Consider the following 23907-nt stretch of genomic DNA (forward strand, 5'->3'; position numbering starts at 1 on the left):
TGGCGGGCATGAGCGGTCGGCGATGGAGCGGTATGCGGTGACCGAGGAGTTGCTGGCGGCGGGGGCGCCGGTGGCGGCTCATTGGATCGCTGATCGGCAGTCGGGGCCGAATCTGTTGCGGTACGGCACGGAGGAGCAGCGGGAGACGCTGTTGCCGCGGATCGCGGCGGGGGAGTGTTTCTTCGTGATCGGGATGTCGGAGCCGGATTCGGGGTCGGATCTGGCGTCGATCCGGACGCGGGCGACGCGGAACGCGGCGGGGGACTGGGTGGTGAGCGGGGCGAAGGTGTGGACCTCCAATGCCCACCACACGCATTTCGGGATCGTGCTGGTGCGGACCTCGCCGGCGGATCCGGCGAACCGGCATGCGGGGTTGAGTCAGTTGCTGGTGGATCTGTCGTTGCCGGGGATCGGGATCAATCCGATCCGGATCCTGGACGGTGGGCATCACTTCAACGAGGTGGTGTTCGACGACGTCGTGGTGCCCGGGGACATGCTGTTGGGGGAGGAGGGTGGGGGCTGGCATCAGGTGACGGCGGAGTTGGCGTTCGAGCGCAGCGGGCCGGAGCGGTTCCTGTCGACGTATCCGTTGCTGGCGGAGTTCGGCCGGCGCGCGGCGGCGACCGGTGATGCGGGGCAGTTGGCGGTGTTGGGGCGGTTGTCGGCGCGGTTGCTGGCGTTGCGGCAGTTGTCGTTGCGGATCGCGGCGGCGCTGGACCGGGGGGAGTTGCCCAACATCGCGGCGGCGCTGGTGAAGGACGTGGGGACGACGTTCGAGGCCGATGTGGTGGACGAGGTGCGGCGGGTGACCGATGTGCCGGCGTCGCTGGACTCACCTGATCCGCTGGGTCGGGCGTTGGCGGAGGCGCAGTTGCACGCGCCGGGTTACACGCTGCGTGGGGGGACCAACGAGATCCTGCGCGGGATCGTCGCTCGTGGATTGGGACTGCGCTGATGGCATCCGAGCAGGACCTGCTGGTCGAGACCGTCGTCGACATCCTGGGCGGGCACGAGCCGTTCGTGCTCACGCCCGACCGGCCGTGGGACGAGCCGCTGTGGGCCGCGCTGGTGGAGACCGGCCTGACCGGCGTCGGCATCGCCGAGGACGCCGGCGGCTCCGGGGGTGAGCTCGCCGACGCGGTGGCGATCGTGCGGACCCTCGCCGCCGGGGCCGCGGCGGCGCCGGTGGCCGAGCAGCTGCTGGTCGCCGGACCGGCGCTCACGGCCGCCGGCGTGCCGGTGCCGTCGTGGGAGGCGCCCATCGGCGTGGCCGTCGCACCCTCGGTGCAGGCGACCGCGGACGGGGACCGATTCCTCCTCACCGGGACCGCGACCGGGGTGGCCTGGGTCGGCGTCGCCGAGCGCGTCGCGGTGTTGACCGGGAGCGGCGAGGAGACCGTGCTGGCCCTCGTCGGGACCGCCGGGCCGACGACCGTCCCGGCGGCGAACCTGGCCGGGGAACCGCGCGGCACGGTGACCTTCGAGGCGACCGCGGCCGCCGGTGCCCGGCTCACCGCGGAGCAGGCCGACGTCTTCCGGGCCCGCTACGCCCTGGCCCGGGCGGTGCAGATCGCCGCGGCCCTGGAGCAGGTGCTGGCCTGGACCGTGCAGTACGCCGGCGAGCGCCACCAGTTCGGCCGGCCGCTGGCGAAGTTCCAGGCCATCCAGATGGAGCTGGCCGAGATGGCCGGCGAGGTCACCGCGGTCACCGCGCTGACGGACGCCGCCGTCCAGGCCCTCGACCGGAGCGAGGGCGTCGTCCTCGCGGCCGCGGCCGCCAAGGTGCGGGCCGGCGCGGCCGTGGAGGTCGTGGCGCGGCTGGCGCACCAGGTGCACGGCGCGATCGGCTTCACCCAGGAGTACCGGCTGCACCACCTCACCCGGCGGTGCTGGTCCTGGCGCGACGAGGCCGGCAGCGAGCTGGAGTGGTCCCGCGTCCTGGGCGCGGGCCTGCTCGCCGGCGGCGGCGACGCGCTGTGGGAGTCGCTCACCCGGGCGGTCTGACCGCCCCGTCCGGCAGCGGGGCTCAGCCCCGCTGCCAGACGACCCGGAGCTCGGTGCGCCGGCCGAAGCGCTCCAGGTGCGAGCCGACGACGGACTCGACCCGCTCGAGGGCCTCGGGATCGGCGCCGGTGGCCAGCAGTTCCAGGCTGCCCTCGTGCGGGCGCAGCAGGCAGTCGCCGATCGCCAGCACGATCCGGAGGCCGTCGGCCTCCTCGCGGACCTCGCTGCGCCGGCCGAGGTGGGCGGCGAGCTGCATGGCGTAGCGCTCGGGGGTCGCCGTGGCGACGTCGGCCCGGGCGGTGAGCGGCGCGGTCACTCGGCACCACCCCCGGCCGCCGGGGTCTCGGGGCCGTCGGCGAGCAGCAGGTACAGCGACCGGCGGGTGTCGGCGAGGATCCGGGCCGCCGCGGCGCGCTGGGCCTCGGTGCCGGTGCGGGCGATCTCCTTGACCGCGCCGTGCACGCCCATCGTGAGCCCGCGCAGGTCGGGCCCGGCGCCGGCCTCCTGGTCGTCGGCGAACGGGTCGCTCCAGGTCTGCCGCCGCTCCTCGACGTGGGCACGGCCGGCGTCGGTGAGGGTGACCAGCTTGCGCCCGGACTCGGCGGTCACGGTGACCAGGCCCTCGTCCTCGAGCTGGCTGATGGTCGGGTAGATCGCGCCCGGGCTGGGGGTCCAGCGGCCGCCGCTGCGCTCGCCGATGGCCTGCATCAGCTGGTAGCCGTGCATCGGCTGCTGCGTGAGCAGTTGGAGCACGGCCGTGCGGACGTCACCGCGCGGCCGTCGGCCGCGGCCGCCGTGGTGGGGTCCGCCGCGGAACGGGCCGCCGCGGAAGGGGGCCCCCTCGGCGAATCCGGGAGCGTCGCCGCGGGGGTGGTGGAAGCGCGCGCCGGGGTGGCCGGCGTGTCCGCGCCTGGGATGCATGGGATGCATGGTGTTCCTCCTGGTGTATCGGATGACGCTAACGATACATCGCTACCGTCTGCCGTCAAGGGTGAAGCAGCCCGATCGGCGGACCCCCCGGGGTCACGTCGGGTGATCGGCGCACCGCAAGGCGTACAGCCGACTCCCAGCCGACGCCCAGGGCGGTGGTGGTTGCGGGAGGCAACGTGCTGGTCGTCCCGCCGTCGACCCCTGGAAGGCCGGATGAACCAGATCGCACTGCTCGCCGCCGACGTCCTCGCGATCGGCCTGCTCACCTTCGCCGTCTACTTCCCCCGCCACCGCCGCCGCGACCTGGTGCTCGCCTTCATCGCGGTGAACGTCGGCGTGCTCGCCGTCGCCACGGCGCTGGCCGGCAGCGGGGTGGGCGCCGGCGTGGGCCTGGGCCTGTTCGGGGTGCTGGCGATCATCCGGCTGCGCTCCACCGAGCTCGACCAGCACGAGGTCGCCTACTTCTTCTCGGCGCTCGCGCTCGGACTGCTCGGCGGCCTCGGGACCTCCGACGTCGCCCTCTCCGTCGCGCTCATGGCGCTGGTCGTGGCCGTGGTGTTCGTCGCCGACCACCCGCGGCTGCTGTCGCGCTACCGCCAGCAGCTGATGGTGCTCGACACCGCCTTCCCCGACGAGCGGGCGCTGATCGCCCACCTCGAGGGGCTGCTCGGCGCCCGGGTGCACCGGGTGACGGTGCAGCGCGTCGACCTGGTGAACGACACGACGTGGGTCGACGTCCGGTTCGAGACGCCGCGGCGCACGGCGGCGGCCCTGCCGGACGCCGCCCCGACCGGACGACCGTCGGCCGCCGGGCTACCGCAGACCGCCGCGGTGCAGGGGTGACCCCGCAGCTGCGCGCCGCGGCCGCGCTGGCCCCCGTTGGGCTCGAGGAGCTCGTGGCCCGCGCCGCCCGCCAGACCCGGATCGACCGCAAGTACGTGCTGCCGCTGGCCGCGGCCGACCGGCTGGTCGCCGAGCTGGGCCGGACCGGAGGCGCCCGGGTGCTGGACAGCGCCGGCGCCCGCGACTTCGGCTACGCGTCGCTGTACCTCGACACCCCGGACCTCGCCGGCTACCACCTGGCGGCGCGGGGGAGACGGCGGCGGTTCAAGGTCCGCCGGCGCACCTATCTCGACTCGGGTGATGCCTACGTGGAGGTGAAGACCCGCGGCGCGCGCGGGACCACGGTCAAGCAGCGCGTGCCCGACGACGGCGACGCGGCCGGCTTCGTGGAGGCCGCCCTCGCCGCGGCCGGGCACGGCGCCGTGCGCAGCCACCACCTGTCCCCGGTCCTGCACACCGCCTACCGGCGCACGACGCTGCTGCTGCCCGCGACCGACGACCGGGTCACCGTCGACACCGAGCTGACCTGGTGGCTGCCCGGAGCGGCCGCGCTCACCCTGCCCGGCCTCGCCGTCGTCGAGACCAAGACCGGCTCGGGCGTCTCCGCCGCCGACCGGCTCCTGTGGCGCAGCGGGCACCGCCCGGCCCGCGTCTCCAAGTACGGCACCGGGCTGGCCGCCCTGCGCGGCGACCTGCCGGACAACCGGTGGTGGCCGGTCCTGCGCCGCCACTTCACCGCCCTGACCCCCTGCACCTCTTCCTGCCCCGCCGACGATCGGATCCCCGCGTGACCCGCCTGAAGAAGACCCGTACCGCCGTCGCCGGCGCCCTCATGGCCGCGCTGCTCGCCGGCTGCACCGCCGAGGCCGCGTCGATCTCCGCCGACACCGCCTCGAGCGGTGGGGCCGGCAGCGTCTCGGCCGAGGAGGTCGCCGCCGTCACGGGCGTCACCGTCGGCGACGCGCTCGCCGCGAACGTGACCCCGGAGGACGTCGACGTCACCTACGACGAGGACGACGTCGTCGAGGTCGCCCTGAGCGGGGACTCCGCGACCTCGGACTCCGATGCCGTCACCGCCGCCGACGGCACCGTGACGATCACCGCTGCGGGTACCTACCGGCTCAGCGGCACCCTCGCCGGCCAGGTCGTCGTGGACAGCCCGGACGACGGCGTGGTCCGGCTGGTCCTCGACGACGCCGCGATCAGCTCGTCGACGACCGCGGCGATCGCGTTCCTGGACGCCGGATCCGCCGTCGTCGTGCTGGCCGACGGGTCGACCAACACGCTGTCCGACGGCGCCGACCCCACCGCCGACGACGCCGAGCCGAACGGGGCGCTCTACAGCACCGCGGACCTGGTCGTCACCGGCGACGGGTCGCTGGCCGTCACCGGTAACGCGAACGACGGGATCGCGAGCAAGGACGGTCTCGTGATCGCGGGCGGGGCGATCACCGTCGACGCGGTCGACGACGGCATCCGCGGCAAGGACTACCTGGTGTTCTCCGGCGGGGACGTGACCGTGACCGCGGGTGGCGACGGCCTGAAGTCCGACAACGCCGAGGACGCGGCCGCCGGGTACGTGTACGTCTCCGGGGGCACGGCAGAGGTGACCGCAGGCGGGGACGGCGTCTCCGCGGCGACCGACGTCGTCGTGGGCGGCGGCGCGGTCACCGTGACCTCCGGCGGCGGCGCCGGGCAGGCCGTCGCGGACGACGCGTCCGCGAAGGGGCTGAAGGGTGACGTGAGCGTGGTCGTGGGCGGCGGCACCGTCGAGGTGGACGCCGCCGACGACGCCGTGCACTCCGACGGCGCGGTCAGCGTCACGGACGGAACGCTGACGCTGGCCAGCGGGGACGACGGCGTCCACGCCGAGGCGGACCTCACCGTCGCGGGCGGCACCCTCACGGTGTCGGAGTCCTACGAGGCGCTGGAGAGCGCGGTCGTGACCATCAGCGGCGGCTCGCTGGACGTGACCGCGAGCGACGACGGCGTGAACCTCTCCGGCGGGTCGGGGGCGCTCACGATCTCCGGCGGGACGCTGGTGGTCGACGCGGAGGGCGACGGGCTGGACTCGATCGGCGCCGGGACGATGACCGGCGGCACGGTGGTGGTGAGCGGCACGACCGCCGGCGGCAACGGCGGGCTGGACCTCGACGGCGGGCTGACGGTCGACGGGGGAGTGCTGCTGGTGACCGACAGCGGCTCGATGTCGATGTCCCCCTCGGCGGACTCGGCGCAGGGCTGGGTCGCCGCGTCGCTCGGCTCGTCCCTGCCGGCGGGGACCGTCGTCCAGGTGCTGGACGACGCCGGCGAGGTGGTGGCCACGTACACGGCGCAGAAGTCGATGGCCACGCTCGTGTACTCGGCCGGCGACGTGGCGAGCGGCGCGACGTACTCGATCGTCTCCGGTGGCACCGCGTCGGGCGACGACACCGGCGGCCTGGCGCCGGGCGGATCGGCGGAGGGTGCGGCGGAGCTGACGAGCGTGACCGCCGGTGCGGCGCTGGCCGGTGGGATGGGCGGCGGCATGGGCGGGGCCCCCGGCGCGGGCGGCGGCTTCGACGGCGGGCCGCGGCCCGGCAACTGACCCGAGCGGCACGACCCGGCGGCGCCGTCCCTCCTCGGGACGGCGCCGCTGTCGCGTCTCCGGGCGCGGACACCTCGCCGCGCGGGGAGGCTGGTGGATGTGAGCGACAGAGAGATGGTCATCCACGTCCCGGATCACAGCCTGAGCCTGAGCGGCGTGGACGACGCCGTCGTCGACGCGTTCCTCGACTGGTTCCGACGGGCGGGGCCGGACGAGGTCTACGAGGTGTCCTCCGGGCAGGACCAGTCGACCTACGTGCAGAAGCGCAACATCACGCAGGTCCGCGTGAACTCGCACCGCTAGGAGCGCTGGCACCCGCCGGAACCCCTCCGGACGCGCGAACGGCGCCACCCCCTGCGGGGTGGCGCCGCTGGCGGGCCGGTGCGGGCGGTCAGTCGCCGTGGCCGCCGTGCGGCCAGTGGCCGCCGCGCATGCCGCCGGGCTCGGTGCTGTTCACCCGCTCGGTGACCCGCTCCTCCAGGTCGGCGAGCCGCTCGTCGGCCTCGGCCCGGGTGAGGTCGCCGTCGGTCACGGCCTGCTCGATGCGATCGGTCGCGGCCTGGACGAGCGCCGCGACGAGGTCCTCGACCGGCACGCCCTGGGCCTGCGCCACGGTGGCCAGCGAGGCGCCGTCGGCCTGGAGGGCGGTGCGCAGCTCGTCCTCGGTCATCCCGAGCGCCTCGGCGGCGGTGGACAGGCCGAGGTGGAGGCCCCAGCCGTGACCGCCGTGGCCGCCGAGCCCGGCGTCGCTGAGCGTGGCCGCCACCTCGTCGGCCTGCTCCTGGGTGAGGGTCCCGTCCTCGACCAGGTCGGCGAGTGCGTCGCGGATGTGCCCCTCGGCCCCCGGGGTGCTGGTCGAGGGGGTGTCGTCGTCGGCCAGGGCGGGGACGGCCACCGCCAGGCCGCCCAGGGCGAGCACGCCGGTCGCGCCGGCGATGATCAGCTTCTTGCGCACGGGTCCTCCTCGATGGCCGGTCCGTCCGGCCCTCGGCACGAGCGTGGGCTCCGCTCCTGTGTGCCGGCTGTCATCGACCTCCCGGCGACCTGTGCGTGTGGCGCGGACCGGACGCTCAGCCCGCCGGCGGGTGCTCGGCGATGCAGAAGAGGTTGCCCTCCGGATCCGTGAGGGTCGACCACTGCACCCAGGGCACCTCGTCGAGGACGTCCCAGCGGTGCGTGGCCCCCAGCCGGACCGCGCGGCCGACCTCGGCCTCCCGGGTCCCCCAGGGCACGGTCAGATCGACGTGCTGCCCCTGGCGCTCGGGTCGCGGCTCGATCCGCTGCTGGAAGAACATCGCGAACCCACCGGGCTCCCGGGCGCTCACGAAGGCGTACTCGTCGGTGGCCCCCTCCACGGCGCCGCCGAGCAACTCCGCCCAGAAAGCGGCGAGCGCCCGGGGATCGTCGGCCTCGACGTTCACCGCGCCGAGGGTGAGCCCGGTTGCAGGAGTCATGCCCGGCAGGCTACGGCGGGGGACCGACGGGTCCCGGCGCTCCTTCGAGGCGGCCCCGGCTCCCCGGCCCCTGCGGCCCGGCCCTAGCGACCCAGCCGCTGGGCCAGCAGCTCGGCGAGGTGCACGCCCTGGCGTCCGGCGAGGTCGTCCAGCTGGGTGCGGCAGGAGAAGCCGTCGGCCAGCACGACGCCGTCCTCCGGCAGCGCCGCCACCGCCGGCAGCAGCTGGTGTTCGGCGATCGCGACCGACACGTCGTGGTGGCCCTTCTCCACGCCCCAGTTGCCGGCCAGCCCGCAGCAGCCGCCCAGGCGCCGGAGCTCGGCGCCGGCGTCGCGCAGCAGCTGCTCGTCCGTCGCCCACCCCATGGTGGCGTGGTGGTGGCAGTGCGGCTGGGCCACGACGGGCACCCCGGTCAGGTCCGGCGGCTCCCACCCCGGGGTGTCGCGCAGCAGCTCGGCCAGCGTTCGCGTCGCGGCGGCGACCGCCTCGGCACCGGGCACCATGTCCTTCGCCTCGCCGCGCAGCACCGCGGTGCAGGACGGCTCCAGGCCCACGATCGGCACCCCGGCCGCGGCGAGCGGGGCGAGCGCGGCGACCGTCGGGGCGAGCACCCGGCGCGCGGCGTCGAGCTGGCCGGTCGTGATCCACGTCAGCCCGCAGCAGGTGTCGGCGCCCGTCACCTGCACCCGGTAGCCGGCGTCCTCGAGCACCGCGACGGCGGCGCGCGCGACCGACGGCGCGAAGTGGTCGGTGAAGGAGTCCACCCAGAGGGCGACCGGCGGTCCGTCGGAGGTCACCGTCGACGGCACGGCCGGCCTGGCCGCCCACTCCGCCCGGAACGTGCGCGGCGCGAACGCCGGCAGCGAGCGGCGCTGGTCGACCCCTGCGGTCCACTTGGCCAGCCGCCCGCCGAGACGGGAGGTCATCATCGCGTTGGCCAGCCGCGGAACCCGCGCCGCCAGGTCCGACCAGAACGGCAGCCGGCCCAGGACGTAGTGCGCGCGCGGCCGGATCCGGCCCTTGTAGCTCTGGTGCAGCACCTCGGACTTGTACGTCGCCATGTCGACGCCGGTCGGGCAGTCGCTCGAGCAGCCCTTGCACGACAGGCACAGGTCCAGGGCGTCGTGCACCTCCGGCGAGCGCCAGCCGGTGACCGGGCCACCCGGGGCGAGCATCTCCTGCAGCACCCGGGCGCGGCCGCGGGTGCTGTCCTTCTCCTCGCGGGTGGCGACGAAGGACGGGCACATCACCCCGGCGGACGCCGACAGGTCCGCCCGGCACTTGCCGACGCCGGTGCAGCGGTGCACGGCGTTGGAGAAGTCGCCGCCGTCGTGCGGATAGGCCAGCGCCAGGCCGGTCGTCAGCCGCGGCGCCGCGGACACCCGGATGTCGGCGTCCACCGGCGCCGGCCGCACGAGGATGCCGGGGTTGAGGACGTCGTCGGGGTCGAACACCGCCTTGACACGCTCGAACAGCGACAGCACGCGCCCCGAGTACATCGAGGCGAGCAGCTCCCCGCGTGCTCGGCCGTCGCCGTGCTCGCCGGAGATCGATCCGCCGTGCCGGGCGACCAGGGCGGCGGCGTCGGTGACGAACGCCCGGTAGGCACCCCGGCCGCGGTCGGGCTCGCGGCCGAACGGGAAGTCGATCCGCACGTGCACGCAGCCGTCGCCGAAGTGGCCGTAGGGCACGCCCTGCAGGTCGTGCTCGGCCAGCAGCGCGTCGAACTCGCGCAGGTAGGTGCCGAGCCGCTCGACCGGGACGGCGGCGTCCTCCCAGCCGGCGTGCGCCGGGCGCCCGTCGGACGTGCGGGCGGCCAGGCCGGCGCCGTCCTCGCGGATCCGCCAGATCGCCGCGGCCTGCGCGACGTCGGTGACCACGAGGGAGTCCAGCGCGCCGGCGTCGGCGAGGACGCCCTTCGCCTTCGCCTCGATCTCGGCCACGGAGTCGCCGGTCAGCTCGACGACCAGCCAGCCGCCGCCGCGGGGGAGGTCGGGCACGACCGCGGCGGGGACGTCGCGCAGCCGCTGCACGATCCGCTCGTCGAGGCCCTCGACCGCGGTCGGGCCGTGGGGGAGCAGAGCGGGGGTGGCGTCGGCGGCGTCGGCCATCGACGGGTAGCCGAGCACGACCAGGCCGCGGTACGGGGCATCGGCGACCAGCCGCACCGTGGCCCCGAGCACGAGGGCGAGCGTGCCCTCGCTGCCCACCAGGGCCCGGGCGACGTCGAAGCCGCGCTCGGGCAGCAGGTGCTCCAGCGAGTAGCCCGACACCTGCCGGCCGAAGCGCCCCAGCTCGGTGCGGATCGCCGCGAGGTCCCCGGCGACCAGTTGCTGCAGCCGGTCGAGGGTGGCCGATCCCGCCACGGGCCCGGCGCCGAACGTCAGCCGCTCGCCGCCGCCGGTGACCACGTCGAGGCCGACGACGTTGTCCGACGTCCGCCCGTAGCCCAGCGCCCGGGACCCGCACGCGTTGTTGCCGATCATCCCACCGACCGTGCACCGGTTGTGCGTGCTCGGGTCCGGCCCGAAGCGCAGCCCGTGCGGCCGGACCGCGGACTGCAGCGCGGCCTGCACGACCCCCGGGTCGACCGTCGCGGTCCGCGCCTCGGCGTCGATCGAGCGGACCCGCGTCAGGTACCGGCTGGTGTCGACGACGACGCCCGTGCCGACCGCGTTGCCGGCGATCGAGGTGCCCGCCCCGCGCGCGGTCAGCGGAACGCCGAGGGACCGGCAGACCTCGAGGACGGCGACCAGCTCGTCGGGGTGCCGCGGGCGGACCACCGCACGCGGGAGCACGCGGTAGAGCGATCCGTCGGAGGAGTACAGGGCCCGGGCCAGGCCCGAGTCGTCGACATCGGTCAGGCCGGCGCGGCGCAGCGCGGCGCCCAGCTCGGTGGCCTCGGCGGCGGCGGTGCGACTCACGACATGACCCTACGGGCGCCGCCCGGACCCCCGACGTCCCCCTGCCGGGGCGCGGTCAGGCCGGGGCGTCGAGCGGCAGGACGCGGACCGCGAGGACGGCGACGTCGTCCTCGGCGCGATCGGGGACCAGCCGGGAGAGCAGCCGGTCGCACAGCGCCCCGGGCCCGACGCCGGCGAGGTCCGCGACGGTGGCGGCGACCCGCGCGAGCCCCTCGTCGATCCCCACCCGGCCGGCCTCCACCAGCCCGTCGGTGCACAGCAGGACCGTGTCGCCGGGGTGCACGACGGTCCGGTGGTCGGTGCGCCGCGCCGGCTCCTCGGTGCCCAGCATCCGCTCGGCCGGCGTCTCCAGCAGGCCGGTGCGCCCGTCGGGGTGCAGCAGCAGCGGCGGCAGGTGCCCGGCCGAGGACCACCGCAGCGCGCGGCCGCCGTCGGGCCCCGGACCCTCGAGCCGCGCGACCAGGGCGGTGGCGAGCAGGCCCACGTGCAGGCCGGCGAGCACCCGGTCGACCCGGTCGAGGATGCGCGCGGGGCTGTCGGGGCGGTCGTAGGCCAGCGTCCGGACGGCGCTGCGCAGCTGGGCCATCGCGGAGGCGGCCTCGACGTTGTGGCCGACGACGTCGCCGATCACCAGCAGCGTCGCGCCGTCGGACTGCTCGAACGCGTCGTACCAGTCGCCGCCCACCAGCGCGTGCGAGCTCGCCGGCCGGTAGCGGACGGCGATGGCGAGCCCGGCGGGCTGCACCGGCGGCGTGAGCAGGCTGTGCTGCAGGGTCTCGGCCACCTGGAGCTGGCGCTCGTAGAGGCGGGCGTTGTCCACGGCCGGCGCCGCGCGGCGGGCCACCGCCACCGCGGCGGCGATCTCGGCCGCGCCGTGCGGCTCACGGCCGCCGCAGTTGACCAGCGAGAGCATTCCGAGGGCCGTGCCGCGCGCCTGCAGCGGCACGAACAGCGACGACGTCGGATCCAGCCGCCGCCAGGCCGCGCGCACCTCCGGGTCCGGTTGCGCGTCGGGCCCGAGGTCGAGCGCGATCTCGCGCAGCTGCACCGGCTCGCCGGAGCGCAGGGCGGCGGTCAGCGACGACTGGTCGCGCGGGGCGGTGACCCGGCGGGAGATGTAGGTGCGGACGTCGGGGAGGCGGCCGGGGTCCCGGTGCGCGACGGCGGAGCGATCGGGGGAGCCGTCCTCCCCGAGCACGGTCACCGTCGCCCAGTCGGCGAGCCCGGGCACGACCAGCGCGGCGAGCTGGCCCGCGGCCTCGACGACGTCCAGGCTGCCGCTGAGCGCGTCGAGCGACCCGGCCGGGACGGGCGGCTCGCCGTCCGCCGCCACGCCCCCGCCCAGCCGCAGCGCCGGCCCGTCCGGCGTGTTCTCCGCGGTGATCGTCAGCGGCTCTCCGGTGTCCGGGTGCCGGCCGTGCCAGGTGACCGGGCCGCCGCGGACGGCGAGCGCGTCGGCCAGCGGGGAGAGGACAGGGGCGAGCCAGGCGGGTACCGACCCGTCCGCGGCCGATGCGCTCACCCTGCCCCCCTTCGTCCGCGGGCCGCTACGGCAGGGGACCGCTGGGCAGGGTACGGGAGCCCGCCGGCGGTCCGGCGGAGCCGGGCCCGGTCACGGGACGACGGTGACCGGCCACTCGCCGGCCCGGACCAGACGCAGTGCCAGGCTCCCCGCCACCCGGTGCCCGGGATGGGTCGAGGCGCCGACGACCACCACGTCGGCGCGCCGCTCCCGGGCGGCGGCGGTCAGCTCGCGGTAGGGGTTGCCGACCCGGACGACGAACTCCGCCGGCGGCGCACCGGGCTCGGCGAGCTGCTCCACCGCCTGCCCCAACTCGGCCTGCACGGCGTCCTGCACCTCCCGCGCGGAGACCAGCGCCTGCGGGTCCAGGCCCGCGCCGATCGCGGCGGTCGTCGGCACCGGTTCGCGGACGTACACCAGGACCAGCCCGGCGTGCAGCCGGCGGGCCACGCCCACGGCGTAGGCGGCGGCGCGCAGGGAGGTGGGGGACCCGTCGACCCCGGCCACGACCGTCGACCCCCGCCGGTCGCCGGACGCGTGCTCGGGTGCCACGGGGCGACCGTAGCGCCGGAGGTGGCGGCGGGGAGGCCGGTCCCGCGGCGCCCCGGCGGACCCGAACCCGGGTCCCCACCCGGCCGCCCGGCCTAGCATCGCGGCGTGCGTCGGCCCTTCCTCCTCCTGGCCACGCGCGCCGAGGACGCCGCCGCCGACGACGAGTACGCCGCGTTCCTCCGGTTCACCGGGCTGGGGGAGTCGCAGCTGCGGCGCGTGCGGCTGGAGGCCGCGCCGATGCCGGAGTTCGACCTGGACGACTACGCGGGGGTCCTGGTGGGCGGGAGCCCGTTCACCTCCAGCGACCCCGACGAGCGGAAGTCGGCGGTGCAGCGGCGGGTGGAGGCGGAGCTGTCCGCGCTGCTGGACCGGGTGGTGCCGGCCGACACGCCGTTCTTCGGCGCCTGCTACGGCATCGGCACCCTCGGGGTGCACCAGGGCGGGGTGGTGGACCGCACGTACGGTGAACCGGTCTCCTGCGTTCCGGTGACCCTCACGCCGGAGGGCCGGGCCGATCCGGTGCTGGCCGGGATGCCGGAGGTCTTCGACGCGCTGGTCGGGCACAAGGAGGCCTGCCGGGTGCTGCCGCCGTCCGCGGTGCTGCTGGCGAGCTCGCCCGGCTGCCCGGTGCAGATGTTCCGGGTCGGCCGCAACGTCTACGCCACCCAGTTCCACCCGGAGCTCGACGTCGCCGGTGTCGTCACCCGGGCGCGGGTCTACCAGCACGCGGGCTACTTCCCCCCGGTCGAGCTCGAGGAGCTCGTCAGGCGGATCTCGACGGCGGTCGTGACCGAGCCCGGCCGGATGCTGGCGACCTTCGTCGACCGCTACCGCTGATCCGCCTCCGGGGGGGCGACGCGCAGCGCGGCCAGCGCGCGGTCCAGCAGCCGGACGTACTCCTCGGTCGGCTGCTCGGGCTGCCAGGTCCGGAAGGCGGCGCTGAGCGCCGCGCCCGCCGCGCCGGTGAGCAGCCGGGCGTGCAGCGGGTCGTCGGGGAGCCGCCGCTGCGCCCAGGCGGCCAGTGCCCGCTCGACGAAACCGTGCGCGGAGCCCACGTACTCGCCGAACTCGGGGAACTCGCCCAGCAGCCGCCGCCGCAGGGCGAGCCCCTCGTGGGACCCCGCCGCGGCGAAGCCGCGGCAGATCCAGCACAGGTCGGCCCACGGGTCGTCGGTGCGCGGCGACCGGTCGACGAGCTCGCGCAGCCGGCCGGCCATCTCCGGATCGGGGTCGAAGAGGGCGGCCACCTTGGTCGGGAAGTAGTTGAAGAAGGTGCGCCGGGACGTGCCGGCGGCGGCCGCGACGTCGTCCACCGTGACCGCCGCGAAGCCGCGCTCGGCGACCAGCCGGACGGCCGCCGCCTGGATGCCCCGCCAGGTCCTCAGGCGGGACGCCGCCAGGCGGTCGGCGTCCCGCGTCGGCTCGGGCATGGTCCGGCACCCTAGGGCTTGCACTCAGTGCAAGGAAGCCCCTAGCGTTGCGCGCGGGCTCGGGTGTGCCGAGGGGACGCCGGGAGGACCGCGGGGATGGCCGGAGACAGCGCGAGCCGGGCGCTGGTCCTGGGCGGGGGCGGCATCGCCGGCGTCGCCTGGGAGATCGGTCTGCTCGCCGGCCTCGCGTCGCACGGGGTGCACGCGCGTCGCGCCGACCTCGTCGTCGGCACGTCCGCCGGCTCGGTGACCGGCGCGCTGCTGCGCGGCGGCCGGGACCTGGCGGAGCTGTACGCCGAACAGCTGGCGCCCGTGCCCGACGGCGAGCCGGCCGTGGAGTTCGACGTCCTGACCCTGATGACGGCGATCGGTGCCGCACTCGCCGGCACGGCGGGGGAGCAGGACGCGCGGGCGCGGGTGGGGGAGTTCGCGCTCGCCGCCGACACCGTGCCCGAGGCCGACCGGCGTTCGGCGATCGCCTCGCGCATCGGTGACCCGCCGTGGCCTGCGCAGCGGCTGGTGGTCACGGCCGTCGACACGGCCGACGGCGCGTTCGTCGCCTTCGACGCCGACGCCGGGGTGTCCGTGCTCGACGCGGTCACCGCCAGCTGCGCCGTGCCCGGCCTCTGGCCACCGATCACCCTCGGCGGGCGCCGCTACATGGACGGCGGCATGCGCTCGGCGACCAACGCCGACCTCGCCTCCGGCTTCGACCGGGTGCTGGTCGTCGCGCCCGTCGACGGGAGTGCCGTGAACGCGCTGGGCCCGGGTTTCGCCGCCGAGCTCGACGGCCTCCGGCGCACCGGTGAGGTGCACGTGGTCGTCGCCGACGACGCCTCGCGCGCCGCCTTCGGCACCAATCCGCTGGACCCGCGCACCCGGGAGCCCTCGGCCCGCGCCGGACGCGCACAGGCCGACGCCGTGGCCGCGCAGGTGCGGGCGTTCTGGTCGTGACCGTGGTCGAGGCGGGTGCCGCGCTCCCGGGCGGGACGTCGGCCGGCCCGCCGGAGCTGATCGAGACCGAGGTGCTCGGCACGCCCGTGTCGGTGCTGGTCGCGCACGCGCCACGGCCCCGCGCGGTGGTGTACGCGCTCCACGGGGGCGGCTCCGGCAAGGAGTACTTCGACCACCCGCTCGCGCCGTCCCTGTCGCTGCTGCGGCTGGGTCCGGCGCTGGGGTTCACGGTGGTCGCGCCGGACCGGCCGGGCTACGTACCCGACGACGGCGCCTCGTCGATGCCGGCGCAGCGGCGGACCGACCTGCTCTACGCGGTGCTGGACACCGCCCTCGGCGACCGGGAACGTGGCGCGGGCGTGCTGCTGCTGGCGCACTCGATGGGCTGCATCTCGGGCATCCGGATGGCGGCCGACGACCGGGGCGCCGACCTGCTGGGGCTGGACTTCTCGGGCACCGGGCTGCGCTGGGCGCGGGCGGTCCACGAGGCCACCGCCGCGGGCGACGGCCGCGTGGGCGGCAGCGACCTGGGCCGGCTGATCTGGGGGCACGAGGAGCTGTACCCGCCGGGCAGCCGCCGGGCCGTCCGGCCGGCCACCCCGGGGGCGGCGAGCGAGGGGACCGACATCGACGGCTGGCACGCGGAGCTGCCGCGTGCGGCCGCCCGCGTCCGCATCCCGACGCGCTACGTCCTCGCCGAGCACGAGGCGTGGTGGGAGGGCGGACGGGAGGCGCTGGCCGAGGTGGCCGCCCTGTTCACGGCCGCACCCCTCGTCGAGACCGCGATCGAGGCCGGCGCCGGGCACAACATCAGCCTGGGCTGGACGGCGCGGGCCTACCACCTGCGCGTGCTCGCGTTCGCCGAGCAGTGCATCGCGCGGCGCGCCGCGGCCGGTACCGCATCCGGCGCGCGCTGATCGCTCCGCCCGCCGATCCTGCTCGCGATGCTGCCGGCGGGCCGGCGTCAGCGGTGGGCCAGCACCTCGTCGAGGTGGGCCAGGGGATCGGGGGATCGGTCCTCGGCGAAGTCGACCAGCCAGACGCGGAACGCGGCCAGGACCTGCGCGACCTCCACGCGGAGCCGCCAGTCGGGTGCGTCCGGCGTGCCGTGGCGGGCGGTCAGCAGCCCGGCCAGGCGCTGCTCGTGCTCCTCCAGCGAGAGCAGGGGCCCGACGCCCGCCGCCTCCGCGTCGCGGACGACCCGGAAGACCAGGCCCGCGGATCCGCCGGGGACCACGACGTCCTCGCCGAGGGCCCGCAGCCCCCGCCGCAGGACGCCGACGTCGTCGGCGTCCACCGGCGCGGCCGCGATCCACTCCGCCAGCCGGTCGGCCATCTCGTGCACCGGCGCCGAGAGCACCTGCTCCTTGGACGCGAAGTACCGGAAGAAGGTGCGCGGGGCGATCTGCGCGGCGGCGCAGATGTCGGCGACGGTGACCTTGGCGTAGCCGCGCTCGGCGAACAGGTGCAGCGCCGCGTCCACGGTGGCCGCGCGGGCGTGTGCGCGCTTGCGCTCCCGGAGTCCTTCGATGGCTGCTCACCTCGTCTGCCGGTCCGGCGAACCGGATCTGTCGATGATCGTCTCAATGTGGCATAGTCTGCCTCGTGGCATACCGTGCCACCAAACCGCGGCCCCGTGCCGCCCGGACCCGAGGACCGGCCGTGCCCGTACCCCGCCCGCCGCTGCGCCTGGGCGCGCCGGCCGCCGGAGTGCGTGCGAGCTGCCCGGCCGGGTCGGGGAGGACCGGCCGGGCAGCTCGACGCGGGAGCGTCCGCCTACTCGACGGGCGTGCCGCAGAAGGGCTCGCCGTCGTTGAGCGGGCGGAACCCGTCACCTTCGAGGATCAGGTAGAACGAGCACTGCTCGTCGTAGGTCGTCGTGGTCTGCGGGATGGGGTTGGGGTACAGGCCGTTGGCGTCCCAGTCGTCGGTCTCCTGCAGGGTGGAGATGAGCTCCTCCTGCGAGGCGTCGCAGCCGGCCTGCTCCAGGCCGTAGAGGAACAGGTCGGCGCCGAACCAGCCCTGGCTCTCGTAGAAGCCGGGGATGCCCGACTCGTTGCCCTGGGCCTGGAGGGCGGCGGCCAGTTCCTGGGTCGCCGGGGTGTCGTTCTCGACCGGCGTGAAGGCGTTGGAGAAGATCACGCCCTGCCCGACCGCGACGGCCGGCTCGGAGGCGAGCAGGTCGGCGCCGTAGCCGGTGGGCGAGGTGAAGACGCCCTCCCAGCCGGCCTGGCGCAGACCGGCGACCAGCGCCAGCGAGGTGTCGAAGTTGATGGTCGGGTACACCGCGTCGGCCCCGGCCTCGAGGATGCCGAGCACCAGCGGGCCGACGTCCGTGCTGCCGAACTGCACGCTGTCGTTGGTGTAGCTGACCTCGAGACCGGCCGCCTCCATCGAGGCCAGTCCGGACGCCAGGCCGGCCTGCGAGCTGGGGCTCACGTAGGCGATGCCGGCGACGTTGGTCGCGCCCTGCTCGGCGTAGAACTCCCCGGCGCCCGAGAAGACCGTCTCGTAGTCGGGCACGAAGCCGGAGTTGAACAGGTTGTCGTCGGTGGCCGTCCACTGCTCCGCGCCGTCCCACGCCCCGCCGAAGACCGGCACGCTGCTGCCCTGCGACGTGAGCCAGGGCGAGGCCCCGTAGAAGAAGGCGCTGACGTTGATCAGCGCGAAGACCTCGTCCTGCTGGACGAGCTTCTGCGCGCCGGTCAGAGCGCCCGCAGTGCTGGACGCGTCGTCGGCCTCGACGATGTCGAACTCCAGGTCGCTGCACTCGCCCTCGTAGGACTCGAACCGCGCCTCGGCCCCGCGGATGGAGCCCGCGGCGGCGTTGGCACCCGGGCCGCTGAGCGAGGTGAGCAGGCCTACCTTGACCGTGCCGCCGTTCCCGCCGCCGCCGCCACCGCCGCCGCCGTCACCCCCGCCGTCCTCGTCGTCGCTGCCGCACGCGGACAGCACGAGCGCCGCGGCGCACGCCACGCTGACCGCTGTCATGCCACTTCTGCGCATATCCCTGGGCTCCCATCGGGACGAAGGTTGTCGAACGATCGCAGGACCGCCGGGCGCACCATGCACCACGGTGTGGTGCGTGTCACTACCTGCCTCGAAGCCCCCGAGGCCGCCGACGAAGATCGTTACGGCGCCGTGACCTGTGCCACATCTCGTGGCAGCAAGTGCCAGGTCCGGACGGCGAACGGCCCGGCCGGTCCGTGTCGGACCGGCCGGGCCGTCGAAACGCCTCGTGCCGTCGGGCAGGGCCAGGGCCCGCCCGCCCCCCGGACGGGGTCCGCCGCGCACGTGTGCGTGGTGGGCCCCCTCCGGGGTCGGCGATCAGGAGAGCGGCGTCCCGCAGAACGGCTCACCGTCGTTGAGCGGCTGGAAGCCGTCGCCCTCGAGCACCACGTAGAACGAGCACTGCTCGTCGTACTCGGTGGTGCTCTGCGGGATCGGGGTCGGGTAGAGCCCGCCGCCGTCCCAGTCGTCGGTCTCCTGCAGGGTGGAGATGAGCTCCTCCTGCGTGGCGTCGCAGCCGGCCTGCTCCAGGCCGTAGAGGAACAGGTCGGCGCCGAACCAGCCCTGGCTCTCGTAGAAGCCGGGGATGCCCGACTCGTTGTCGGAGTGCTCGATCAGCGCGTTCTTGAGCTGCTCGGTGGCCTCCGTGCCGGCCTCGACCGGGGTGAAGGCGTTGGAGAAGATCACGCCCTGCCCGATCTGGACGGCCGGCGCCGAGGCGAGCAGGTCGGCACCGTAGCCGGTGGGCGAGACGAAGACGCCGTCCCAGCCGGCCTGGCGCAGACCGGCGACCAGCGCCAGCGACGTGTCGAAGTTGATCGTCGTCCAGACCGCGTCGGCACCCGAGTCGAGGATGCCGAGAACCAGCGGGCCGACGTCGGTGCTGCCGAACTGCACGCTGTTGTTGGTGTAGCTGACCTCGAGGCCGGCCTCCTCGATCGACTGGATCGCGACCTCGAGCCCGCCCTGCGAGCTCGGGCTGGTGTAGGCGATGCCGGCGACGTTGGTCGCGCCCTGCTCGGCCAGGAACTCGCCCTGGGCCGAGTACACGGTCTCGTAGTTCGGCACGAAGCCGGAGTTGAACAGGTTGTCGTCGGCTGCCGACCACTGCTCCGCGCCGTCCCAGGCCCCGCCGAACACCGGCACGGTGCTGGCCTGGCTGGTGAGGAACGGGGACGCGCCGTAGAAGAACGCGCTGACGTTGATCATCGCGAAGACCTCGTCCTGCTGGACGAGCTTCTGCGCGCCGGTGAGCGCGCCCGCCGTGCTGGAGGCGTCGTCGGCCTCCACGATGTTGAAGTCCAGGTCCCCGGCACAGCCCTCGCCGGCATCCTCGTACGCCGCGAACCGCGCCTCGGCGCCGCGGATGGATGCCTGGGCCGCAGCCGCACCCGGGCCGCTGAGCGCCGTCAGGATCCCGACGTCGACGGTTCCGGTGGCGCCGTCGCCACCGCCCCCGCTGCCCGACTCCTCGTCGTCACTGCCGCAGGCCGACAGCACGAGCGCTGTCGCGCACGCCATGCCCACGAACGCCACGCCTCTTCTGCGCATTTACCGGTTCCTCCATCAAGACGAGAGTTGTCGAACGATCGCAGGATCGCCCTCGGCACCATGCACGACGGTGTGGGCGGTGTCACCGGTGGGGTGCAGATCACGCGGCAGTCTCTGCCAGATCGTTACGTGGCCGTGACGTGGGAATCGAGCCCGTCGGGTCCGTCAACCATGGCCACCCGGGGCCCCGGGCGGCAGCACGTGGCCTGGTCAGGGGGGCGCAGCGACACGCGGTAGCGAACGCGACGAGGTCTCAACTGTGACCCAGGGCACGCGACACGCGTAGAGGTGTTGACGTGTGTCGAACGGTCGAGCACCCTGCCGAACATCCTGTGTGATGTCGGCGGGGCAGTCGTGGCTGCCGGCACACCGTTGCTCCCGGTTCTATGGAGTCGATGTGCTCTCGTACGTCCTCGCCGGCTTGGGCCTCGGGTCCATCTACGCGATAGCGGCCGGCTCCCTCGTCATCACCTACGTCGCCTCCGGCATTTTCAACCTGGCCTTCGCCGCCATGGCCTACTCGGTCGCCCGCTTCTACTACTTCCTCCTCGTGGAGGAGGACTGGGCGATCATCCCCGCGGCGATCGTCTCCCTCTTCGTCTTCGCTCCAGCGCTCGGGATGTTCCTGTACGCGGTGCTCTTCCGGCACCTGCGGCTGCGGTCGACCCTGGTGAAGCTCATGGCCACCGTGGGTCTGTCCGTGGCGCTCCCGCCGCTGATCAACCTGTGGCTCGAGCAGCCCACCGACCCCACGGCGCCGGGTCTGGCCCCGCGCCCGCTGGCGACGTACGACATCTTCGGGTCGACAATCAACGCCGACCAGCTGGCCACCTACATCGGCCTCGTCGTCGTGCTGATCGTGGGCGTGGGCCTGCTGCGCTTCACGAACGTGGGGCTCAAGGTCCGGGCGCTGGTCGACTCCGAGGCGCTCACCAGCCTGAGCGGTACCAGCCCCGGGCGGGTCTCCCTCGGTGTCTGGGCGGCGAGCGCGACGCTCGCCGGGCTCGCCGGCATCCTCATCGCGCCCACGGCCGGCCTCTCGGTCGGCTCGATGACCTTCCTGATGTCCGCGGCCTTCGCCGCGGTGGTCGCCGCCAAGCTGCGCAGCCTCCCGCTGGCCGTCGGCGTCGCCCTGCTCATGGGCGTGGCGACCAACGTCGTGCAGAAGTACATCGACCCCTCGAGCGACTTCGGCGCCGCGGTGGTGCCGAGCATCCCGTTCGCCTTCATGCTGCTCTTCCTGCTCTTCTACGCCCTGCGCGGCCAGGCCGGTGACCTCGTCGCCGGCGGGGCGCTGGACCGGGCGATCGCCACGCAGGGTGGCGACCCGAGCGTCGTCTCGGCCGTCACGGGCGGATCCAACCGGCTGATCCTCAACCCGGGCGTCCTCGCCGGGGTGATCTTCGTCGGGATCGTGGCCTTCATGCCGGGCATGCTGGACCGGTTCTGGTCGGGCCTGCTCGCCGGCGGCATCGCGATCGCGATCGCGCTGCTGTCCTACACGCTGGTCACCGGCGAGGGCGGGATGGTCTGGCTGAGCCAGATCACGTTCGCCGGCGGCGGCGCGGTCCTGGCGGCCGAGCTGGTCCGCAACTACGAGTGGGACCCGCTGGTCGCGGTCCTGCTCGGCGCGGTGTTCATCGTCCCGGTCGGTGTGATCATCGGCCTGCTCACCATCCGGCTGGGCAACCTGTACGTGGCGCTGGTGACCCTCACCTTCGGGTCGCTGATCCAGACGCTCGTCTTCGCCCGTGACCCGTTCTACAACTTCGGCTCGGGTCAGCCGATGCCGCGGCCGGAGTTCGCCACGACGAACGACGACTTCGCCTACCTGGGTCTGGCGGTCTTCGTCATCCTGGCGATCCTCATCGTCAACGTCCGGCGGTCCACCGCGGGTCTGGCGATGAGCGCGGTCCGGTTCAGCGAGAACGGCGCGAAGACCCTCGGGATCAGCGTCGTCCAGACGAAGGTCCTGGTCTCCGGGCTCGCGACCTACACGGCCGCCGTCGGCGGCGGGTTCATCGCGATGAACGCCGGCTCCACGCTGCCCGACTCGTTCAACCCCACCGGCGGTCTGGTCTGGCTCGCGGTGCTCGTGACCATGGGCGCCCGGTCCAACATCGCCGCGCTGATCGCCGGGATCATGTTCGTGATGATGCCGCAGGTCTTCTCGACCTACGTCAGCCACGACTACGCCGACGTCCCGATCATCCTGTTCGGTCTCGGTGCGCTCGGCCTCGCCCTGCACCCCGAGGGCGTGGTCATCCAGACCGGCAACAACATCATGAAGCTGTTCGGCAGGGGCAGGCGCACGAAGGCGGTCGTCCCGCCGGGCACGCCGGGTGCCTCCGGGCCGTCGGCGCACGAGTCGGGCGACGTCGACGCCACCCCGGGTTCGCCCGTGTCGGTCGAGAAGATCACTGCTGGAGGGCAGGCATGAGCACCGCACTGCACGCGCCGAACGCGCCGGTCACCGACACGGCGCCGCCGCGGCTCGAGGCGCGCGGGGTCACGATGCGCTTCGGCGGTCTGGTGGCGCTGAAGGACGTCGACCTCGCGGTCGGCAGCCAGGAGATCGTCGGGCTCGTCGGCCCCAACGGCGCCGGCAAGAGCACGCTGTTCGCCGTGATGTCGGGGCTGCTCAAGCCGACGGCCGGCCGCGTCTTCATGGACGGTCAGGACGTCACCGGCAGCTCGCCGCAGAAGCGGGCGGCTCGCGGGCTGTCGCGCACCTTCCAGCACCCGGAGCTGTTCTCCTCGCTCACGGTCCGCGAGCACCTCGTGCTCGCCTACCGGATGAAGAACGCCAAGAGCCGGATCTGGACCGACCTGGTCAACTTCCGCGGCTTCTTCTCGGCGCCGAAGACCGAGGACACCCGGGTCGACGAGCTGATCGACTCCCTGCAGCTCGGGGCCATCCAGCACCAGCCGGCCGCCGGCCTGCCGCTCGGCTCCGCCCGGCTGCTGGAGATCGCCCGGGCGCTCGCCCGGGAGCCGCGGGTGCTGATGCTCGACGAGCCGTCCTCCGGTCTCGACGTGCGGGAGACCGAGGAGGTCGCCGAGGTGCTCAAGGCCGTCGTGCGCGACCACGGTGTGTCGGTCGTGATGGTCGAGCACGACGTCGAGCTGGTCCTGGGCATGTCCGACTCCGTCCACGTGCTCGACTTCGGCGTCAAGATCGCCGGCGGCACGCCGGCGCAGGTCCGCCAGGACCCGGCGGTCCGCGCGGCGTACCTGGGCGAGGAGATCGAGAAGCCGGCCGTGCAGCGGGCAGAGGCCGAGATCGAGCAGGGGGAGACGGCGTGACCACGAGCGAGTCGACGTCGCTGCTGCAGGTCCAGCACCTGGCCGTGCGCTACGGCGCGGCCCAGTCGCTGTTCGACGTCAGCATCGACATCCCGGTGAACAGCGCCCTTGCGGTGCTGGGCTCCAACGGCGCGGGCAAGAGCACGCTGGCCCGGGCGCTGTCCGGCCTGGTGCCCCCCTCGGGAGGGCGGGTGATCTTCGACGGCAAGGACATCTCCAAGTGGTCGCCGACGAAGATCCGCCGGGCGGGCCTCGTCCACCTGCCGGAGGGCCGGGGTGTGTTCCCCGCGCTCACCGTCATGGAGAACCTGCGGATGGCCCTGACCACCCAGCGGGGCGGCAAGGACGCGTCCCTGGACCACGCGTTCGAGCTCTTCCCGGTCCTGGGGCAGCGGCGCAAGCAGCTGGCCGGCACTCTGTCGGGCGGTGAGCAGCAGATGCTGTCCCTCGCCCGGGCGCTGATGGTCTCGCCGAAGCTGGTCATCGCCGACGAGATGTCGCTGGGCCTGGCGCCGAAGCTCGTGGACGTCGTCTTCGAGAGCCTCGGGAAGATGCGCGAGGCGGGCGTCGCCGTCCTCATGATCGAGCAGTTCGCCAGCCGCGCGCTGGCCTTCGCCGACCAGGCGATCATCCTGCAGCGCGGCACGGTCACCTGGGCCGGGCGCGCAGAGGACGCCGGCGAGGAGCTGCTCCACGCCTACCTGGGTGGGGCCACCGCGGCCTGACCGATCGCAGTGCACGGCCCGTCGGGAGCATGCTCCCGGCGGGCCGTCGCCGTTCCCGCACCCGGGGGCGGTCGTCGGCACCCCGCCGATCTGGTAGGCCCAGTGGTGAGAGAACC

Annotated in this window: 23 protein-coding genes; 12 read left to right on the forward strand and 11 right to left on the reverse strand. The window is 74.5% G+C overall.

Features of this window, described 5'->3' with window-relative positions; all coding sequences use genetic code 11:
* Nucleotides 1-955, forward strand: a 955-nt coding sequence (locus BMY88_RS20290) for an acyl-CoA dehydrogenase family protein (protein WP_091948100.1), incomplete at its 5' end; no start/stop codon positions are given.
* Nucleotides 955-2004, forward strand: a complete 1050-nt coding sequence (locus BMY88_RS20295) for an acyl-CoA dehydrogenase family protein (protein WP_091948103.1) — start codon at nucleotides 955-957, stop codon at nucleotides 2002-2004. The genes BMY88_RS20290 and BMY88_RS20295, both read left to right, overlap by 1 nt.
* Before the next feature lie 22 nt (nucleotides 2005-2026).
* Here BMY88_RS20295 and BMY88_RS20300 read toward each other — a convergent pair whose 3' ends face one another.
* Both BMY88_RS20300 and BMY88_RS20305 read right to left on the reverse strand, forming a co-directional pair.
* Nucleotides 2027-2320: a DUF2218 domain-containing protein gene (locus tag BMY88_RS20300; RefSeq protein WP_211435746.1), complete on the reverse strand. Its 294-nt coding sequence runs from the start codon at nucleotides 2318-2320 to the stop codon at nucleotides 2027-2029.
* Nucleotides 2317-2925: a PadR family transcriptional regulator gene (locus BMY88_RS20305; protein WP_211435747.1), complete on the reverse strand. Its 609-nt coding sequence runs from the start codon at nucleotides 2923-2925 to the stop codon at nucleotides 2317-2319. Before BMY88_RS20305 ends, BMY88_RS20300 begins: the two co-directional genes overlap by 4 nt.
* 222 nt (nucleotides 2926-3147) lie before the next feature.
* On the opposite strand from BMY88_RS20305, the gene BMY88_RS20310 reads away from it, so the two are divergent.
* The 4 genes from BMY88_RS20310 (at nucleotide 3148) to BMY88_RS20325 (ending at nucleotide 6667) form a co-directional block, all read left to right on the forward strand.
* Nucleotides 3148-3777, forward strand: coding sequence for a DUF4956 domain-containing protein (locus BMY88_RS20310; protein ID WP_091948109.1), 630 nt, complete (start codon nucleotides 3148-3150; stop codon nucleotides 3775-3777).
* On the forward strand, nucleotides 3774-4568 hold the full coding sequence (locus tag BMY88_RS20315) for a polyphosphate polymerase domain-containing protein (RefSeq protein WP_091948112.1): 795 nt from the start codon (nucleotides 3774-3776) through the stop codon (nucleotides 4566-4568). Before BMY88_RS20310 ends, BMY88_RS20315 begins: the two co-directional genes overlap by 4 nt.
* Nucleotides 4565-6364 (forward strand): carbohydrate-binding domain-containing protein, encoded by a 1800-nt coding sequence (locus tag BMY88_RS20320; protein WP_244524819.1) that lies wholly within the window; start codon nucleotides 4565-4567, stop codon nucleotides 6362-6364. Before BMY88_RS20315 ends, BMY88_RS20320 begins: the two co-directional genes overlap by 4 nt.
* Before the next feature lie 99 nt (nucleotides 6365-6463).
* Nucleotides 6464-6667, forward strand: coding sequence for a hypothetical protein (locus BMY88_RS20325; protein ID WP_139220538.1), 204 nt, complete (start codon nucleotides 6464-6466; stop codon nucleotides 6665-6667).
* 88 nt (nucleotides 6668-6755) lie between these two features.
* On the opposite strand, the gene BMY88_RS20330 is transcribed toward BMY88_RS20325, so the two are convergent.
* The 5 genes from BMY88_RS20330 to BMY88_RS20350 all read right to left on the reverse strand — a co-directional run bounded on the left by BMY88_RS20330 (nucleotide 6756) and on the right by BMY88_RS20350 (nucleotide 12816).
* Complete coding sequence (locus BMY88_RS20330; RefSeq protein ID WP_091948118.1) at nucleotides 6756-7319, reverse strand: hypothetical protein; 564 nt, start codon at nucleotides 7317-7319, stop codon at nucleotides 6756-6758.
* A 115-nt stretch (nucleotides 7320-7434) separates the two neighbouring features.
* Nucleotides 7435-7818 (reverse strand): VOC family protein, encoded by a 384-nt coding sequence (locus tag BMY88_RS20335; protein ID WP_091948121.1) that lies wholly within the window; start codon nucleotides 7816-7818, stop codon nucleotides 7435-7437.
* A gap of 83 nt (nucleotides 7819-7901) precedes the next feature.
* Complete coding sequence (locus BMY88_RS20340) at nucleotides 7902-10742, reverse strand: FAD-binding and (Fe-S)-binding domain-containing protein (protein ID WP_091948123.1); 2841 nt, start codon at nucleotides 10740-10742, stop codon at nucleotides 7902-7904.
* A 55-nt stretch (nucleotides 10743-10797) separates the two neighbouring features.
* On the reverse strand, nucleotides 10798-12264 hold the full coding sequence (locus BMY88_RS20345; protein WP_091948126.1) for a PP2C family protein-serine/threonine phosphatase: 1467 nt from the start codon (nucleotides 12262-12264) through the stop codon (nucleotides 10798-10800).
* Between the two features lie 90 nt (nucleotides 12265-12354).
* Complete coding sequence (locus tag BMY88_RS20350; RefSeq protein ID WP_211435748.1) at nucleotides 12355-12816, reverse strand: universal stress protein; 462 nt, start codon at nucleotides 12814-12816, stop codon at nucleotides 12355-12357.
* A gap of 105 nt (nucleotides 12817-12921) precedes the next feature.
* On the opposite strand from BMY88_RS20350, the gene BMY88_RS20355 reads away from it, so the two are divergent.
* On the forward strand, nucleotides 12922-13653 hold the full coding sequence (locus tag BMY88_RS20355; protein ID WP_091948132.1) for a glutamine amidotransferase: 732 nt from the start codon (nucleotides 12922-12924) through the stop codon (nucleotides 13651-13653).
* On the opposite strand, the gene BMY88_RS24190 is transcribed toward BMY88_RS20355, so the two are convergent.
* Complete coding sequence (locus tag BMY88_RS24190; RefSeq protein ID WP_091948135.1) at nucleotides 13644-14246, reverse strand: TetR family transcriptional regulator; 603 nt, start codon at nucleotides 14244-14246, stop codon at nucleotides 13644-13646. The two genes, BMY88_RS20355 and BMY88_RS24190, sit on opposite strands and share 10 nt — an antisense overlap.
* A gap of 96 nt (nucleotides 14247-14342) precedes the next feature.
* On the opposite strand from BMY88_RS24190, the gene BMY88_RS20365 reads away from it, so the two are divergent.
* Together BMY88_RS20365 and BMY88_RS20370 are read left to right on the forward strand one after the other, a co-directional pair.
* A complete protein-coding gene (locus BMY88_RS20365) occupies nucleotides 14343-15200 on the forward strand; it encodes a patatin-like phospholipase family protein (RefSeq protein ID WP_091948137.1) in 858 nt (285 codons plus the stop codon).
* Nucleotides 15197-16117 (forward strand): alpha/beta hydrolase, encoded by a 921-nt coding sequence (locus tag BMY88_RS20370; protein WP_091948140.1) that lies wholly within the window; start codon nucleotides 15197-15199, stop codon nucleotides 16115-16117. The genes BMY88_RS20365 and BMY88_RS20370 overlap by 4 nt, the downstream gene beginning before the upstream one ends.
* A 47-nt stretch (nucleotides 16118-16164) precedes the next feature.
* On the opposite strand, the gene BMY88_RS20375 is transcribed toward BMY88_RS20370, so the two are convergent.
* From BMY88_RS20375 to BMY88_RS20385, 3 genes are all read right to left on the reverse strand, one after another.
* Nucleotides 16165-16683 carry a TetR/AcrR family transcriptional regulator gene (locus BMY88_RS20375; RefSeq protein WP_211435749.1) on the reverse strand — a complete coding sequence of 173 codons (519 nt, stop codon included), beginning with the start codon at nucleotides 16681-16683 and terminating at the stop codon, nucleotides 16165-16167.
* A gap of 293 nt (nucleotides 16684-16976) precedes the next feature.
* Nucleotides 16977-18191 carry an ABC transporter substrate-binding protein gene (locus BMY88_RS20380; RefSeq protein WP_170861215.1) on the reverse strand — a complete coding sequence of 405 codons (1215 nt, stop codon included), beginning with the start codon at nucleotides 18189-18191 and terminating at the stop codon, nucleotides 16977-16979.
* A 336-nt stretch (nucleotides 18192-18527) separates the two neighbouring features.
* Nucleotides 18528-19760 carry an ABC transporter substrate-binding protein gene (locus tag BMY88_RS20385; protein ID WP_091948150.1) on the reverse strand — a complete coding sequence of 411 codons (1233 nt, stop codon included), beginning with the start codon at nucleotides 19758-19760 and terminating at the stop codon, nucleotides 18528-18530.
* A 397-nt stretch (nucleotides 19761-20157) separates the two neighbouring features.
* On the opposite strand from BMY88_RS20385, the gene BMY88_RS20390 reads away from it, so the two are divergent.
* The 3 genes from BMY88_RS20390 to BMY88_RS20400 are packed head-to-tail and all read left to right on the forward strand — an operon-like array spanning nucleotide 20158 to nucleotide 23791.
* On the forward strand, nucleotides 20158-22200 hold the full coding sequence (locus BMY88_RS20390; RefSeq protein ID WP_091948153.1) for an ABC transporter permease: 2043 nt from the start codon (nucleotides 20158-20160) through the stop codon (nucleotides 22198-22200).
* A complete protein-coding gene (locus BMY88_RS20395) occupies nucleotides 22197-23066 on the forward strand; it encodes an ABC transporter ATP-binding protein (RefSeq protein ID WP_091948157.1) in 870 nt (289 codons plus the stop codon). The genes BMY88_RS20390 and BMY88_RS20395 overlap by 4 nt, the downstream gene beginning before the upstream one ends.
* Nucleotides 23063-23791, forward strand: a complete 729-nt coding sequence (locus BMY88_RS20400) for an ABC transporter ATP-binding protein (RefSeq protein ID WP_091948160.1) — start codon at nucleotides 23063-23065, stop codon at nucleotides 23789-23791. Before BMY88_RS20395 ends, BMY88_RS20400 begins: the two co-directional genes overlap by 4 nt.
* Nucleotides 23792-23907: the final 116 nt, after the last annotated feature.

The organism is Trujillonella endophytica (genome assembly GCF_900110555.1).
Classification (GTDB): Bacteria; Actinomycetota; Actinomycetes; order Mycobacteriales; family Geodermatophilaceae; genus Trujillonella; species Trujillonella endophytica.